Genomic DNA, 14878 nt, shown 5'->3' on the forward strand with positions numbered 1-14878 from the left:
CGGTGGACGAAGATGTATCCGCCACCGACGCGGCGCAGGAAGATGAGGCAGACCTGACAAGTTTTAATGAGTATCGAGTCGATTCGGGTTCTGTGAATCAAAGTCATGTTGGTTTATCGAGGCTCTGTGGAAACCTGTCAGGTCTTTTTTGTTTCCACGTACATTTCAGCGAAGTGTTCCATCAACAGGCGGTGGATAAAGATGCATCCGCCACCGACACGGCGCAGGAAGATCAGGTCAACGCAGTGGTCGAGGAAGGGTACGAGTCTCCACGGGAGGAGGTTTATACCAACCCTGAACTCTCTAATGCTTTATCAGACCATTCCTTTGCCTGTGTGGAAAGCACAATCCGCTGAGTTGAATCTTGAAAAGCATTCTTCCATGATTTTTGCCAAAGGGTGATCAGTCTTTGCATTTGCACTAACTCTGCAGCAGTTTCGATCTCGGCATCGGCGGCGGTCCACTCGATGTAATGCTTGGCTTCATCCAATAGATTTTCCACAACAACCGGCGACTCCGAATTTCGCGCGCTGGACGAAATCCGCGCGAGAGTGGCGGCGAGTCCGCCGAGCCGTTTTTCGAGCGGGTCGCGCAGGAAGCGTTGTCTCTTCTTTTCTTTATCCGTCATTGCACACCTCCAAGGATGGCACGGGTCACATCTTCGACCTGTTTGCGGAGATTTTCATCCTGCAAAATGATACTCCGATTTCCCAGGCGGGGGCGGATGTTGATCAGCGATTCAAATTCGATGCGTTGCTCAGACGGGTACCAGTTCGCACCCCAAAGGTCGTCTTGTTCACTCCCATTCTCAAGCAAAACTGATTCGCAATCCGCGTGCATCTCGCCGCCTCCCGAAAGAATACGTTGGCGTATATCCACCACGATCTTGATCATGGTTTTGTGTTCCTGGAGCATCTCTCTTACTTGGGCAAGAAAAGCTTTTTCGCGTAAAGTATGGATCATCTGGTTTCCTTGATTTTTAGGTGATGAGCTTATTTTATTCCACTTCCCCGGTTTTGAATCAAAAAAGCCTCCCGAACAAACTCCGGGAGGCTCTCTAGTCACTCGTTACTCATTACTTCTTTTTCTTCGCCGCTTTCTTCCCTTTCAGGGACTTTGTGGCAATCTTTTTCTTAATCACCTTCTTCACAGCCTTCTTTGCAGGTGCAGGCTTGGCGGGTTTGACCAATGTTCGAATCTGTTCATGCATGTAAAGCTGGACGTAGTAGTAACCGCCGCCGTTCTTGCCGCTGGCGCCGGAGCCTTTCCAGCCGCCGAAGGGTTGGAAGCCGGGCCATGCGCCGGTGGTCGCGCCTTGCGGGCGATTGGCGTAGGTCACACCGGCTTCGATGTTGTCGAAGAACCAGTCAGTTTCCTTAAGCGAGCCGTAGAATCCTGCAGTGAGCCCGTAGTTGACGTTATTGGCGATCTTCATGGCTTCGTCGAGATTGCTGACCTTGCCGATTGTGCTGATGGGCAGGAACATCTCGTACTGCCACAAACGATGTTCGAAGGGCAGGTCGGTGACGAGGGTCGGTTCGCAGAAGTAGCCTTTGTCGTACATGCCGCCGGTCTTGACCTTGCCGCCGGTGAGGAACTTTCCTCCTGCGCCGTGAATCTCTTCGCAGAAATTCTTGAAGTCGTTATAGGAGCTTTTGTTGACGACGGGACCGATGTAGGTACTGCGTTCGGTCGGGTCGCCGATGACGAAGGCGTCGACCTTGGCTTTGAGTTTGGCGACGAGTTCATCGTAGACGGGCTCTTCCACGATGATGCGGGAGGCGGCGGAGCATTTCTGTCCCTGCAAGCCGAATGCGGATCGGACGATGCCGGTGGCTGCATCTTCCAAATTGGCATTGCGCGACACGATGGCGGGATTCTTCCCGCCGAGCTCGAGCACGATCGGGCGGACGTAGTTACGGTTCGCGAAATCGCGGTACATTTTCATGCCGACATCGAAGGACCCGGTAAAGGTCACACCATCAATTTCTGGATTTTCGACCAAAGCCTGGCCAAGGGACGAGCCGGGTCCGGTCACAAAGTTCACCACACCGTTCGGGAATCCCGCATCGCGCAGGCATTCCGCATACAAACGCACGATCCATGCGGTATCGGTGGCAGGTTTGATGACGACGGTATTGCCAGCCACGAGCGCCGCGCCTGTCGGTCCGCCCGTGAGAGCGAAGGGGAAGTTGAACGGGGAGACGATCAGCCAGACGCCGTAAGGGCGGAGAACGGAAACATTCGTCGAGTCGAAGCCGACAAGCGGATCCTTGCCCATCGGTTTGATGAAGCCGTTGTTCTGCTCCATCATCAAAGCCGAATAATACATAAGGTCGGCAGTCTCCTGCACGTCGCCGAGCGATTCCATGCGGTTCTTGCCGACCTCCAATGCCATTGCCGCGCCGAGTTCGAAAATGCGCTTCTCGATCAGGGCCGAAGCCTTGCGCACCAGTTTGACGCGGGTCTGCCAGGGGGTGCGACTCCATTTGGGGAAGGCGCGCCGCGCCGCGTCGATCGCCATTTTGGCGTGAGAGGCGTTGCCCTTTTGCATCACCGCCAGTTTCCATTCGGTGTTGACGGGGGAGAAGTCGTCCAATTTTTCGTCGGCAAATACATCCTTGCCATCGATGATCATCCCGTATTCCCTGCCGAGGTTCGCCTTGAGGTGGGCGACGGCTTTGTCGAAGCCTTTGTGCAGGGTCTCAGGCGGGTTGAACATGGTGGCGTACGTGAGTTTGAAAGCCATAGGAATTCTCCTTGAATTTGGTTTCCAGTGTGTGGATTTCGTTTCTGCTGCCAGCCTTCAAATTGCGGGCTGACGCCTTAATCGGAGTATAGCAGGGGAATTGACCTCCGTCAAAGTATAGCTGCGGTTTTTTGAAGTGACTTCCCTCTTAATTCAAAACCCACATGGCGAAAACACTTTTTTGTACTTCCATGGCAGCAGAATGAAAAATCCCCCAATGCGGGGGATCCATTTCTGATTACCAACGTTGTTTATTGTCTCCGCCCCGGGGTTTTCGCTTGCGGTCTTTTCCGCCGCCGCGGCTATCGTACCCGCCGCCGAACCTCGGGCGTTCCTCTCGCGGGCGGGCGATGCTGACGGTCAGGGCGCGATCCTGAAAGTCCTTGCCGTTGAACATGTTGATGGCGGTATCCATGCCCTGTTGGTTTTCCATCTCGACGAAGGCAAAACCCTTGGATTGACCCGTGAACTTGTCCTTGATCAGCGCCACCGATTTGACCGCCCCTGCCTGCGCGAACAGCGTCTGAAGGTCGGCTTCGGTGACCGAGTAAGCCAGGTTCCCGACGTAAAGTTTGTATTCCATTGCGTATCTCCTGGGTGCGCGGCGCTGCCGGAAGGATTGCGTCACTGCACAAAAGCACCGCCCAATCAAGCCGGGCGGGTGGATAGTCGGTGCATGATGAGTCGATCGGCAAACATCCAGGCCTTGGTTCGTGAGGCGTCCTTCCGTTTGATGACCCGCCTTGATTCATGCATCCGGCGGGAATTGTATCACGCGGCGACCCAAAACATAGTGGAGTAATTCGGTTCAATTTTCTTCGGCACGTCACTGGTCGCCGGGACTTTTAACCTCGTATTTGACGATTGAATGATCCACGGCAGTGGTCGCATAAAGGTTGTTCTGCGAATCGAACGCCGCTCCATAATGTCCGCTTTCGATCCTGTCGATGTAATTCCCGTCCGCGTCGAGGACCTGGATGTTGAAGAAATCGACGACATACAATCGCCCAAAATTGTCGACGGCGATCTGGTGCGGGCTTACGAATTTGCCGGGCTCGAATCCGTCATTCCCTTCCTCTCCCCCAAATCGAATCAGGTATCGTCCCTGCGGGGAGAACTTATAGATGGTTGCATCGAAGTTTCCCCAAAAATAGATATTCCCCTGCGCATCGACCGCGATCTGCCCGGTACCGATCGTTTCGCCCGAGAGTTCTTCCAGCGATTCGACTGGAATCGAGAGATCGATCCGCCCGTTTTGGTCGAAGCGGACAATGGCATCGTGCGTCATTGCGTGGACCGTATCGTTCGGGCCGAGGGCGATGTGTCGATACCCAAAGAAAATGGGTTCGCCGATTTCGCCAAATTTTTCACCATTCAGGTTGTACATTTGAATGGTATCTCCAGGGACGTAGATCATCCCTTTGCGGGTGACGGCGATGGTCGTCAGGTAGGGGTCGCCTTCCGGTGTGAAGTTGGCGGTTAGGTTTCCGGCGGAATCGAAGACGCGGATCTCATCGCTGCTGAAATCGCCTACTACAATATTTCCATTCCCATCCACTCCGATGGCGCGTGGATCGTTCATTCCCTGGGGACTGAAGGCAAAGACTTGATCGGCGAACGGAGCCGGGACCAGGGAATCGCCCGAGGGAAGACCGGGGATTTCCGATGGGAATTCGAACGGAAGGGCTTCCAGGATGCTTGGAAAGACGCTGACCAGTATGAAGATAAGCACGATCAGGTTGATCAATCCGCCGAGACACGAACGATTTCGCGGTCGGGCGCGCGGCGTGGAAGGAATCGAATCGACGACAAAGGGCTCACCGGGTCTCGAACCGGTTTGAGGCCTGTTGACGATGACGGGACCCGTCGAATAAGTTGGGTTTCTCGATGGTGGGGGAACTGACTGCGCGGGCTCATCATCCCGAACCCCCGCCATGGACTTTACGCTCAATAGCGCATATTCGTGCTTCAGCCCGGTGATTTTGCTGTAGATCCTGGCGGCTTCGTCGAATTTGCCCTGTTTCGCCAATTCGGTCACGTCGGAAAGGCTGGTATATCCGCCCGATTTGCCGGTTTGCGAGGGCGAAGAAGCGGATGCCCTCAACGTCTCCGGGATGATGACAGTCGCGCCGCAGTACGGACATTTCATCGTTGCCATTCCCGGCGCCGGGTCGAGCGGGGCGCCGCAGGATGAACACTTGAACAGGCTGAGGGATTGGCTGTCTGGCATGGTTGCCTCACACGGATAAATTTACTTTCAGGTCTCGAGTATAACCCCGGAATCACCGGGTTGGAACCATCGAAGGTTTGATTACCTTACACTGGTATTAGGACGCGAATTAACTCGGATGGATGCAGATTTTTTGACGAAATGTCCGAAAAAACGCATTGAATCCGCGTTTTCCGCGCTTGTCTACGTCCTATTTTTAATAGTGTAATGTATTCAGATCGAATGTTTTACTTGTCCTTCAAAAGGTCTTCGATGCGGCGGTCGGGGATCAACCAGATGATGGCGACGATCACGAATAAGACAAGGGAAACCCAGGGAAACAGAAATGCAAGCGGAATGGAGATCGTATAGAGGGAGAGGGAGATGTATTCCTTGGTTTTATTACCAAGCGCGGCGGCGAGGAGTGAGCCCCTGTCATGATGCGCCGTCAATGCGCGGACCATGATGTAATATGCCAATCCGGACATCCACATTACAACCCCATACAACGCAACGGGCAATGCGGTGAATGGATTCTCGCCCATCCAGCCGGTTACGAAGGGAACAAGGGACAGCCAGAAGAGCAGGTGAATATTCGCCCAAAGGATCGAGCCGTTGACCTTCTCCACCGCCTGCCAGAGATGATGATGGTTGTTCCAGTAAATGGCTATAAAGATAAAACTCAACACATAACTCAGGAATTTTGGAATCAACGACGTCAATGCGGAAAGATTCGGCTCATGCGGCGGAGCCAGTTCGAGAACCATGATCGTGATGATAATGGCGAGCACGCCGTCGCTGAAGGCTTCGAGTCTTCCTTTGCTCATAATAAACCTCTAATGGAATGTATTAACTTGGAGGGTTCAGCCCTCGAAACTGTGCGGGTAGGGGAGCGGCACATCGCTGGCGCGCGTCAGTTTTTGCATTTGATCGTCCGTAAGCGACCATCCGCTTGCGCCGAGATTCTCTTCGAGATTTGACATCGAACGCACGCCAATGATCGGAGCGGTCACGCCCGGACGGTTCATCACCCAATTCAATGCGACCTGTGCAAGGGTTTTACCGGATTCTTCTGCGACGGCGAACAAGGCATCGATCACGTCCCAGGTGCGTTCATTGGCGTAAAGGGACCAGCGTTCGCTCCAGCCGTGTTTCTCGGCATCATCGATGCGCGTCCCGGAAGGAGGCGCGGACATTCCCCGGCGATATTTTCCGCTCAGCCACCCGCCTCGCAATGGACTCCACGGAATCATCCCCGCCCCCTCGTTCAAACAAACCGGGAGCAATTCCCATTCCGTTCCGCGGTCGAGCAGGTTGTATAAGGGCTGGAGGCAGGTGAACGGTTCCCATCCGTTGAAGCGGCTGATGTCGATGGCTTTCTGAAATTCATGTCCCGCCAGGTTGCTCGCGCCCAAATAGCGGACTTTGCCCGCCTGCACGAGAGAATTCAAAGCGGCAAGCGTCTCTTCGATGGGGGTGAGCGGATCCCATTTGTGGATTTGGTAAATATCGATGTAGTCTGTGCCTAATCGGCGCAGGCTGTTTTCTGCCCCGGCAAGGATATGTTTGCGGCTCAAGCCGATGTCGTTGGCACCCGGACCCGTGCGAAAGCGGACCTTTGTGGCGATCACAAAATCATCACGGTTTTTGCCTTTCAGCCATCCCCCGATGATCTCCTCCGACCTGCCCTCGTTATACACATCGGCAGTGTCTATAAAGTTCCCGCCCGCTTCGACGAATCGATCAAGGAGTTTGATGCTTTCATTCTCGGCGGTCTCGCGCCCGAAGGTCATCGCGCCGAGGCAAAGTTCGCTGACCCGCAAACCGGTTTTTCCCATTTGTCGGTAGTTCATGGGCATCTCCTACTTGATGACCGAAGCATACCACAGGTGTTTCTCGATTCTGCTATACTTCGACGTGTTAATCCATACTCAAAGCCTGAAATAAAACGTAAATGTCCCAACTCATCGAATGCATCCCCAACTTCTCCGAAGCGCGGCGACCGGAAGTGATAGATAAGATCGCCGCCGCCATCCAGTCGGTCGCCGAGGTCAAACTCCTCGACCGTTCCTCCGACCTCGACCACAACCGCACCGTGTTGACCTTTGCCGGGTCGCCTGCGGGTGTGGAGGAAGCCGCCTTTCTTGCCATCAAGACCGCCGCCGAATTAATTGATCTCGACGCGCATACCGGAGAGCATCCGCGCATCGGCGCGACGGATGTCGTTCCATTCGTTCCGCTCAGCGGCGCGAGCATGGACGAATGTATCGCCATCGCCAAACGACTCGGCGAGCGCGTCGGCAGGGAACTCAAAATCCCTGTTTATCTCTATGAAGCCGCTGCGACCAAGCCCGAACGAACGAATCTCGAAAACATCCGCAGGGGGCAATACGAAGGCTTGAAGAAAGAGATTGAGACCGATTCAAATCGCAAACCGGATTACGGTCCAAGCAAACTTCCGAAGGCGGGCGCGACCGTCATCGGCGCGCGCAACCCGCTGATCGCATTCAACGTTTATCTCACCACCGATGATGTCAATATCGCCAAAAAGATCGCCAAGGCTGTGCGTCAGTCTTCGGGCGGATTGCGTTATGTCAAAGGTCTCGGTCTGCTCGTGGACGGCCGCGCGCAGGTCTCGATGAATCTCACCAACTTCCCCGAAACGCCCATCGCCCGCGTCGTCGAATTCATCCGCCGCGAAGCGGAGCGTTACGGCGTGGGAATTCATCACAGCGAACTCGTCGGCTTGATTCCGCAGGCAGCGTTGGTGGATGCCGCGGTCTGGTACACCCAATTGGATTCTTTCTCTCCCGAACAGATTCTCGAATCCCGGCTTTACTCTCCTCCCACCGCGGACGCTTCGGATTCCGCCGGTAGCGGATCCAGTTTCATCGAACAGTTAGCCGCACCGACTCCGACTCCTGGCGGCGGTTCTGCCGGAGCCTATGCCGGAGCGATGGGAGCGGCTCTGGTTGCCATGGTTTCAGGAGTCACCATCGGCAAAAAGAAATATGCCGATGTGGAAGCCGAAATGCAAGCCATTCGAGTCGTTGCCGAGAATCTCCGCGCCGAGCTGACCCAAGCCGTGGACGACGATGCCGCTTCCTTTGAAGTTTTAATGGCGAAGTTCAAAATGCCAAAGGAGACGGATGATCAAAACTCCGCCCGGGATGCGGCGATCACACAGGCGACATTGAATGCCGCGCATATCCCGCTCCATGTGGCGCAGCATGCCGTCAAAGTGATGGAGCTCGCCCTCAAATGCGCCAAGCACGGACTGCAAAGCGCCATCAGCGACGCCATGTCCGGCTTTGCCATGGCGCGCGCCTCGCTGACAGCGGCCGGATTCAATGTGCGCATCAATATCAATTCGCTCGCGGAAAAGTCGCTGGGCGATAAGATGTTGAAGGATTTGGCCGCGCTGGAAAAGGCGGCGGATAAACTCGAGGAGGAGATCCAGCTTGTGATGAAAGAACGAGGCGGGGTTTAACTCCCGCCTTATTTCTTAAGTGTAGAGTCAACCTATCATGCTTCCGCCAAATATCTATTACTCTGCGATCCTGCTCGCCGCCGGTGTCGCGTGCCTCGTGGTGGCGGTCATGATCTGGTACTTTCGGCGCGAGGCGGCCGGCGCGAAACCGCTGGCGATCTTTCTGCTCGGGCTTGCCTGGTGGGATATTACGTACGCCATCTTCTGGGTCGATATACCCGCGATCACGCCCTACTTCTGGCTGGATATTACCCTGGCAGGCGCGTTCACCGTGCCGACCGCCTTCCTGATATTTGCGCTTGAATATTCCAATGCGCGGCGCTGGTTGAACCGCCCGTTCATTCTGGCGTTGTTGATCGAGCCGGTGATCTGTTTCATCCTGCTTTGGACGGACCCGTGGCATGACCTGTTTTTGGCGGGAAGCGCGCGCTGAACACGGTCATGATTCTCGACGCGGGTCCGGTCCATTGGGCGAATATCTATTATTCCTATCTGCTCATCCTGATCGCATTCCTGATCCTTGTCGTAACCTTCCGTCGTTCGAAGGGAGTGTATCAACGGCAGGCGGCGATGATCCTGGCGGCCGCTGTAGTGCCCTGGCTTGTACACGTCGGGTTTGTCCTGTCTGGCGGTGGCTTACTGCCCAATGCGGATATGACCCCTTTCATTTTTTCGTTCACCGCGTTGTTCATTGCCTTTGCGCTGATCCGTTACCGCCTGCTTGATATTGTGCCGATCGCGCGCAGCGCGTTGATCGAAAGCATGGGTGAAGGCGTGCTTGTGCTCGATTCGAACGACCGTATTGTGGATGTCAACCCGGCCGCGAGAAGGGAACTGTCACCCGATTTTTCGCTCGGCGATCGGGTGGAATCCGCCTTTAAACACATGCCGGATCTCGTCGAAAAATTTTCCAAAACCGCTCAAGCCCGTACGGAGATTACCGTCGGAGAAATCACGCTTGATTTAAGCATTTCCACCCTTCTGGATGCGAAAGGACGGCCCATGGGCAGGCTGGTCGTCTGGCGCGATATCACCGCGCTTAAGCAGACCCGCGATAAACTCGAAAAACTTGCCATTACGGACGAACTGACTTTAACTTATAACCGGCGTCATTTCATGGAATTGGCGGAGAGCCAGATCGGCTTCGCACGACGGTACGGGACCCCGCTCGCCTTCGCAATGATCGACCTCGACTACTTCAAAGAAATCAATGACAGCTACGGCCACCAGGCGGGGGACAGGGCGCTGGCAGGGCTTGCCGCAATCCTTCGAGGGAACATCCGCGATTTCGACATCATCGGGAGGTTGGGCGGCGAGGAGTTCGCGATCCTCATGCCAAAAACGGACGAACAGGCGGCGCTGCAGGCAGTCGAACGATTGCGCGCCGTCGTGGCAGAAAGCCCGTTCGGGTTGGGGACAGACTCCATAAAGATCACATTCAGCCTGGGTTTGACCGAATTCATGGGCGGACGGGATTCACTTGAATCCATGCTGCGCCGCGCAGACCATGCCTTGTATGAGGCCAAGAGAACCGGCAGGGATCAGATCGTGGTCTGGAGTACAGATACGGAAGAGAGGTTTACACCCCCGGCTTGAGGACTTCCTTGCCCAAACTCCCCGGCTTGTGTATAATCCCGGCATCCAAAAGCATTGATGGGAACGAGTAGACCGTTCAAAACGAACAGCGAGTCCGTGAAATGGTGTGAGGCGGATACGACCTGACGGTTGAAAATCCTCCCGGAGCTGTGAGCAGAAATCAGTGACCAATAAACAGTGATCAGTCGCTGAAAGTAAGTGAGCCGAATTTGTCCCTCGTTATCGGAACAGGGCGATGGTTGTCGTCCATTGAGTGTCACGCCAAGTGCGTGAAACCAGAGTGGTACCGCGTGAGCCTTGCTCTCGTCTCTGTGTGAGATGAGAGTTTTTCTTTTAATTCGGGTTGGAAGGTTGCAAGTTGCAGGTTGAAAGTGTGAACCTGTAATCTTCAACCTTTGACCTTCAACCAGGAGTGAGAATGTTCAAAGCAGTCAATCCAAAACTCGATGTGCCTGCGATGGAGGACAACGTCCTCAAAATGTGGAAAAAGCAGGGAATTTTCAAAAAGACCGTCGAGCAGCGGCAGGGCAGACCCGAGTATGTTTTCTATGAAGGACCGCCCACCGCCAATGGACGCCCCGGCGTGCATCACGTCCTTGCGCGGGCGTTCAAGGATATGTTCCCGCGCTACAAGATCATGCGCGGATATCACGTCTCACGCCGCGGCGGCTGGGATACGCATGGCCTGCCGGTCGAAATCGAAGTGGAGAAACAACTCGGTTTCACCAACAAACAACAGATCGAAGAATACGGCATCGATAAGTTCAACGAGCTTTGCAAGAAATCGGTCTTTACCTACATCCAGGAATGGGAAAAACTCACCGAACGCATCGCCTTCTGGGTGGATCTGGACAGCGCCTATGTGACCTACACCAACGACTACATCGAGTCGGTCTGGTGGATTTTGAAGAACTTCTGGGAGAAGGATCTGCTCTTCAAGGGCTACAAGATCGTGCCGTATTGCCCTCGCTGCGGCACGCCTCTCTCGGACCATGAGGTGGCGCTTGGCTACGATGAAGCGACCGATCCCTCGGTCTTCGTGCGCTTCCCGCTCGTGGATAAGCCGGATACCTCCATGCTGGTGTGGACGACGACGCCGTGGACTCTTCCCGCCAATGTGGCTGTTGCCGCGCATCCCGAAGTGGACTATGTGACTGTCGAAAGAGCGCACAACGGCTCGACGGAAAAACTGATCCTTGCCAAATCGCTTTTGGAGAAGGTCTTCCGCGGCGAGGAAGTGAAAATCATCGATACCTTCAAAGGGAAAAAGTTGAAAGGCGTGAAGTACAAACCGCTCTTTACCTTCGTACCGCTCGATAAGCCTGCTCACTTTGTTGTGATGGGCGATTTTGTTACCACCGAGGACGGCACGGGTTTGGTTCATCAGGCTCCAGCCTTCGGCGCGGAAGATATGGAGATGGCGAAGCAATACGATCTACCCGTCCTGCTCACCGTTCAACCGGACGGGTCATTCATCCCCGAAGTCACCCCCTGGCGCGGAGTCTTCGTCAAGGATGCCGACCCGCAGATCATCAAAGACCTCGAAGCGCGCGGGTTGATGTTCCGCTCGGAGAGCTACACACATACTTATCCGTTCTGCTGGCGGTGCAGCACGCCGCTGCTCTATTACGCGCGCGAGTCGTGGTACATCCGCACCAGCGCAAGGAAAGACCAACTCGTTAACTTGAACAAGACCATTCACTGGGTCCCCGACCACATCCGTAACGGACGTTTCGGCAACTGGCTGGAAAACAACATCGACTGGTCGCTCTCGCGCGAGCGTTATTGGGGCACGCCGCTTCCGGTCTGGGAATGTGACGGTTGCCATCACCGGGAATGTGTCGGCTCTGTAAAGGAACTTTCTGAAAAGACTGGAAAGGACCTGACCGAACTTGACCTGCACCGCCCACACGTGGACAACGTTCATTGGAAGTGTGTCAAGTGCGGGGGCGGAATGAGCCGCGTCAAGGACTTGATCGATGTCTGGTTTGATTCGGGCGCGATGCCGTATGCCCAGTGGCATTATCCGTTCGAGAATCGGGAAAAGTTCGAGGCGCAATATCCGGCCGATTACATCTGCGAGGCGGTCGATCAAACGCGCGGCTGGTTCTATTCGCTGCATGCCATCTCGACTTTGCTCAACGACAAAGTCTCGTTCAAAAACGTGATCTGCCTCGGTCATATTCAAGACGCCGAAGGACGCAAGATGTCGAAGTCGCTGGGCAACATCGTCGAACCCTGGGATGTGATCAACCTGCACGGCGCGGATGCGCTGCGCTGGTATCTCTTCACCGCCACGCCGCCGGGACAGGAGCGCCGCTTCTCCTCCGATTTGGTCGGGGACGTGATCCGCAGCTTTACGCTTACGCTGTGGAATGTGTATTCGTTCTTCGTGACCTATGCCAACCTCGACAAGCCGCAGGGACTCAAAGTCCTCGCGCCGACGAACGAACTCGACCGCTGGCTGCTCTCCGAGTTGAATGTGCTGGTCCGCGATGTGACCAACGCCTACGACGATTACGACGTGACGAATGCCACGCGCCCTGTCGAAAAATTCGTCGAGACGCTCTCGACCTGGTATGTGCGACGGTCACGCCGACGCTTCTGGAAAAATGAGTCCAATGCAGACAAGCAGTCCGCCTATTCAACTCTTTATACGGCGCTTGTAACAGTTGCCAAACTTGTCGCGCCTGCCATGCCTTTCATCGCTGAGGAGTTGTATCAAAACCTCGTCCGCTCAGTGGATGAGACCGCGCCTGAATCGGTGCATCTCGCGGAGTGGCCCGTTGTGATGGAGGAGTTCATCGACGAGTCTCTCAACCGCGAAATGGAACTGGTTATGAAACTTGTTTCGCTTGGTCACTCGGCGCGGCAGAAGGCGAACCGCAAAGTCCGTCAGCCATTGGCGGAAGCTGCTTTCTCAGTAAGTAATATCACCGAGCGAGGTGCTTTACTCAAGAATGCTGAAGTGATTCAAGATGAGTTAAACGTCAAAGAAGTACGACTATTAAATGCTTCCACCGAAGCCGTGTCTCACTCTGTAAAACCCCTACCTAAACAGCTTGGACAGAAATATGGAAACAAGTTCCCTGCCATCCAAAAGGCGATACTTGCGATGGATTCTGAGGTAGTTGCGCGCACTTTGCTTGGCGGCGATCAGGTTGTTGTCAATGCTGGAGGCGAAGTATTCCAAATCATCTCTGAAGAAGTGGAAGTGAAGGCGCTTGCAAAGGAAGGTTTTGCTGTGGCAGAAGATGGCGCGTACGTTGCCGCGCTCGTTACCACATTGACGCCCGAACTAGTTGCTGAGGGCTTGGCACGTGAATTCGTTCGCCGAGTGCAGGACCTGCGCAAGACCGCAAACCTCGATGTCGCCGACCGCATCGAATTGTTCGTGGAAGCCAGTGCAGGTTTGAGGTCCGCGGTGGAGGCTCATAAAGATTACATCACCGCAGAGACACTCTGTACGAAGTTATCCTTTTCTGCGCCGCCTGCCGGTACGTCTGTTGTTGATGATGAGTTTGAGGGCGAAAAGGTGACAATCGGCCTGCAAAAAGCCTGACAGTTTTGAAAAAGGACGACTCAGACGAGTCGTCCTTTTTGTTTCCTTTTATAATAATCGGTGTTATAGACTGAAAGTTTCCAAAGGAATGACCATGAACAGCTCTGCACGAATTGAATCCAAGCCAAATTTCCTCCGAGTCGCTGCCGCGTACGGTGTGCATCTCTTTACCGCCACCGGCGCCATTTGGGGCTTGCTCGGCATTTTTGCCGTCTTCGAGGGGAATTACAAAATGATGATCGTTTGGATGATCGTCGCCATGCTGGTGGACGGCTTCGACGGCGTGTTGGCGCGTTGGGTGGATGTGAAAAAATACGCCAGCGGGATAGACGGCGCATTACTCGATAATATCCTCGATTATCTTAATTACGTCCTTGTCCCCGCCATCTTTATGATCCATACCGACCTTTTGCCTGAATCAGTCAAATGGCTTACGGCTTGTCTCATCCTGCTCACGTCTGCGTATCAATTCACCCAGTCCGACGCCAAGACCGAGGACCATCACTTCAAGGGTTTCCCTTCCTATTGGAATGTCGCAGCGCTTTACATGCTTCTAATGAACCTGCCGCCCTGGATCAATTTCGGTTTCCTGATGCTCTTCAACGTCATGGTCTTTATACCTGTCAAATATATTTATCCCAGCCGTAACACCACCCTTCGCGTTCTTACGCTCGTTCTTACTTATCTGTATGGCGCGATCGGCATTTGGGGTCTTCTACAATATCCAAACCAGCCCGGCTGGGTGGCGTGGGCGTCGCTCATTTACGTCGGATATTATCTTGTGTTAAGCCTGATCCCCAAAAACAAGAACACGACCGCCCATGCAAATTGAAATTGCAACACGGGCGGATGATGAGCTTTATCAGGCATTTCAACGCCTTGTCCCTCAAATGACCAATAATAATCCGCCTCCTTCCCTTGGCGAATTGCATGCCCTCCTGCTAGATGCCGACTCCACTCTTCTGCTTGCCCGCGCTGACGATGGCGTGATCATCGGCGCGTTGACTCTCATCGTGTATCGCGTCCCGACGGGAGTCCGCTCTATCATCGAAGATGTCATTGTGGATGAATCCGCCCGCGGACAGGGAGTGGGAGCGGCGTTAATGCAGCGCGCGATCGAAATGGCGAAGGAGAAGAGCGCGAAGAACATCTCGCTAACCTCGAATCCGATGCGGGCGGCGGCAAATCGTTTGTATTTGAAGATGGGATTTCATAGACGCAATACGAACGCCTACCAGATGAAACTATAAAAAGACCGCCGAAGGTTTCAAA

The 14878-nt window shown here is 54.4% G+C and carries 13 protein-coding genes; 6 read left to right on the plus strand and 7 right to left on the minus strand.

Features of this window, described 5'->3' with window-relative positions:
• Nucleotides 1-283: 283 nt before the first annotated feature.
• From HS100_17115 to HS100_17145, 7 genes are all read right to left on the minus strand, one after another.
• Complete coding sequence (locus tag HS100_17115; protein MBE7435640.1) at nucleotides 284-628, minus strand: hypothetical protein; 345 nt, start codon at nucleotides 626-628, stop codon at nucleotides 284-286.
• Nucleotides 625-963 carry a hypothetical protein gene (locus HS100_17120; protein MBE7435641.1) on the minus strand — a complete coding sequence of 113 codons (339 nt, stop codon included), beginning with the start codon at nucleotides 961-963 and terminating at the stop codon, nucleotides 625-627. The genes HS100_17115 and HS100_17120 overlap by 4 nt, the downstream gene beginning before the upstream one ends.
• Before the next feature lie 112 nt (nucleotides 964-1075).
• Nucleotides 1076-2749: an aldehyde dehydrogenase family protein gene (locus HS100_17125; GenBank protein ID MBE7435642.1), complete on the minus strand. Its 1674-nt coding sequence runs from the start codon at nucleotides 2747-2749 to the stop codon at nucleotides 1076-1078.
• Between the two features lie 238 nt (nucleotides 2750-2987).
• Nucleotides 2988-3332, minus strand: a complete 345-nt coding sequence (locus HS100_17130; GenBank protein ID MBE7435643.1) for an RNA-binding protein — start codon at nucleotides 3330-3332, stop codon at nucleotides 2988-2990.
• A 243-nt stretch (nucleotides 3333-3575) separates the two neighbouring features.
• Nucleotides 3576-4979 (minus strand): hypothetical protein, encoded by a 1404-nt coding sequence (locus HS100_17135; protein MBE7435644.1) that lies wholly within the window; start codon nucleotides 4977-4979, stop codon nucleotides 3576-3578.
• 227 nt (nucleotides 4980-5206) lie between these two features.
• On the minus strand, nucleotides 5207-5785 hold the full coding sequence (locus HS100_17140; protein MBE7435645.1) for a DUF1211 domain-containing protein: 579 nt from the start codon (nucleotides 5783-5785) through the stop codon (nucleotides 5207-5209).
• A 36-nt stretch (nucleotides 5786-5821) separates the two neighbouring features.
• Entirely contained in the window at nucleotides 5822-6811 is a 990-nt protein-coding gene (locus HS100_17145) for an aldo/keto reductase (GenBank protein MBE7435646.1), read from the minus strand.
• Nucleotides 6812-6912: 101 nt separating this feature from the next.
• On the opposite strand from HS100_17145, the gene ftcD reads away from it, so the two are divergent.
• From ftcD to HS100_17175, 6 genes are all read left to right on the plus strand, one after another.
• Complete coding sequence (ftcD, locus tag HS100_17150; protein ID MBE7435647.1) at nucleotides 6913-8448, plus strand: glutamate formimidoyltransferase; 1536 nt, start codon at nucleotides 6913-6915, stop codon at nucleotides 8446-8448.
• Between the two features lie 37 nt (nucleotides 8449-8485).
• The gene (locus tag HS100_17155; GenBank protein MBE7435648.1) at nucleotides 8486-8881 is read left to right on the plus strand and encodes a hypothetical protein; all 396 of its coding nucleotides are present in this window, start codon (nucleotides 8486-8488) and stop codon (nucleotides 8879-8881) included.
• Between the two features lie 8 nt (nucleotides 8882-8889).
• Nucleotides 8890-10044 carry a diguanylate cyclase gene (locus HS100_17160; protein ID MBE7435649.1) on the plus strand — a complete coding sequence of 385 codons (1155 nt, stop codon included), beginning with the start codon at nucleotides 8890-8892 and terminating at the stop codon, nucleotides 10042-10044.
• A 418-nt stretch (nucleotides 10045-10462) separates the two neighbouring features.
• Nucleotides 10463-13606, plus strand: coding sequence for an isoleucine--tRNA ligase (locus tag HS100_17165; protein ID MBE7435650.1), 3144 nt, complete (start codon nucleotides 10463-10465; stop codon nucleotides 13604-13606).
• Between the two features lie 94 nt (nucleotides 13607-13700).
• Nucleotides 13701-14438: a CDP-alcohol phosphatidyltransferase family protein gene (locus tag HS100_17170; GenBank protein ID MBE7435651.1), complete on the plus strand. Its 738-nt coding sequence runs from the start codon at nucleotides 13701-13703 to the stop codon at nucleotides 14436-14438.
• The gene (locus tag HS100_17175; GenBank protein MBE7435652.1) at nucleotides 14428-14856 is read left to right on the plus strand and encodes a GNAT family N-acetyltransferase; all 429 of its coding nucleotides are present in this window, start codon (nucleotides 14428-14430) and stop codon (nucleotides 14854-14856) included. The genes HS100_17170 and HS100_17175 overlap by 11 nt, the downstream gene beginning before the upstream one ends.
• Nucleotides 14857-14878 lie beyond the last annotated feature (22 nt).

This window comes from Anaerolineales bacterium (genome assembly GCA_015075725.1).
GTDB lineage: Bacteria > Chloroflexota > Anaerolineae > Anaerolineales > Villigracilaceae > Villigracilis.

What these genes read in the sequence shown, in the direction of transcription:
- HS100_17115 (MBE7435640.1), bottom strand. Translation starts at nt 628, where the DNA reads ATGACGGATAAAGAAAAGAAGAGACAACGCTTCCTGCGCGACCCGCTC.
- HS100_17165 (MBE7435650.1), top strand. Translation starts at nt 10,463, where the DNA reads ATGTTCAAAGCAGTCAATCCAAAACTCGATGTGCCTGCGATGGAGGAC.
- HS100_17120 (MBE7435641.1), bottom strand. Translation starts at nt 963, where the DNA reads ATGATCCATACTTTACGCGAAAAAGCTTTTCTTGCCCAAGTAAGAGAG.
- HS100_17175 (MBE7435652.1), top strand. Translation starts at nt 14,428, where the DNA reads ATGCAAATTGAAATTGCAACACGGGCGGATGATGAGCTTTATCAGGCA.
- ftcD (MBE7435647.1), top strand. Translation starts at nt 6,913, where the DNA reads ATGTCCCAACTCATCGAATGCATCCCCAACTTCTCCGAAGCGCGGCGA.
- HS100_17170 (MBE7435651.1), top strand. Translation starts at nt 13,701, where the DNA reads ATGAACAGCTCTGCACGAATTGAATCCAAGCCAAATTTCCTCCGAGTC.
- HS100_17125 (MBE7435642.1), bottom strand. Translation starts at nt 2,749, where the DNA reads ATGGCTTTCAAACTCACGTACGCCACCATGTTCAACCCGCCTGAGACC.
- HS100_17160 (MBE7435649.1), top strand. Translation starts at nt 8,890, where the DNA reads ATGATTCTCGACGCGGGTCCGGTCCATTGGGCGAATATCTATTATTCC.
- HS100_17135 (MBE7435644.1), bottom strand. Translation starts at nt 4,979, where the DNA reads ATGCCAGACAGCCAATCCCTCAGCCTGTTCAAGTGTTCATCCTGCGGC.
- HS100_17145 (MBE7435646.1), bottom strand. Translation starts at nt 6,811, where the DNA reads ATGAACTACCGACAAATGGGAAAAACCGGTTTGCGGGTCAGCGAACTT.
- HS100_17140 (MBE7435645.1), bottom strand. Translation starts at nt 5,785, where the DNA reads ATGAGCAAAGGAAGACTCGAAGCCTTCAGCGACGGCGTGCTCGCCATT.
- HS100_17155 (MBE7435648.1), top strand. Translation starts at nt 8,486, where the DNA reads ATGCTTCCGCCAAATATCTATTACTCTGCGATCCTGCTCGCCGCCGGT.
- HS100_17130 (MBE7435643.1), bottom strand. Translation starts at nt 3,332, where the DNA reads ATGGAATACAAACTTTACGTCGGGAACCTGGCTTACTCGGTCACCGAA.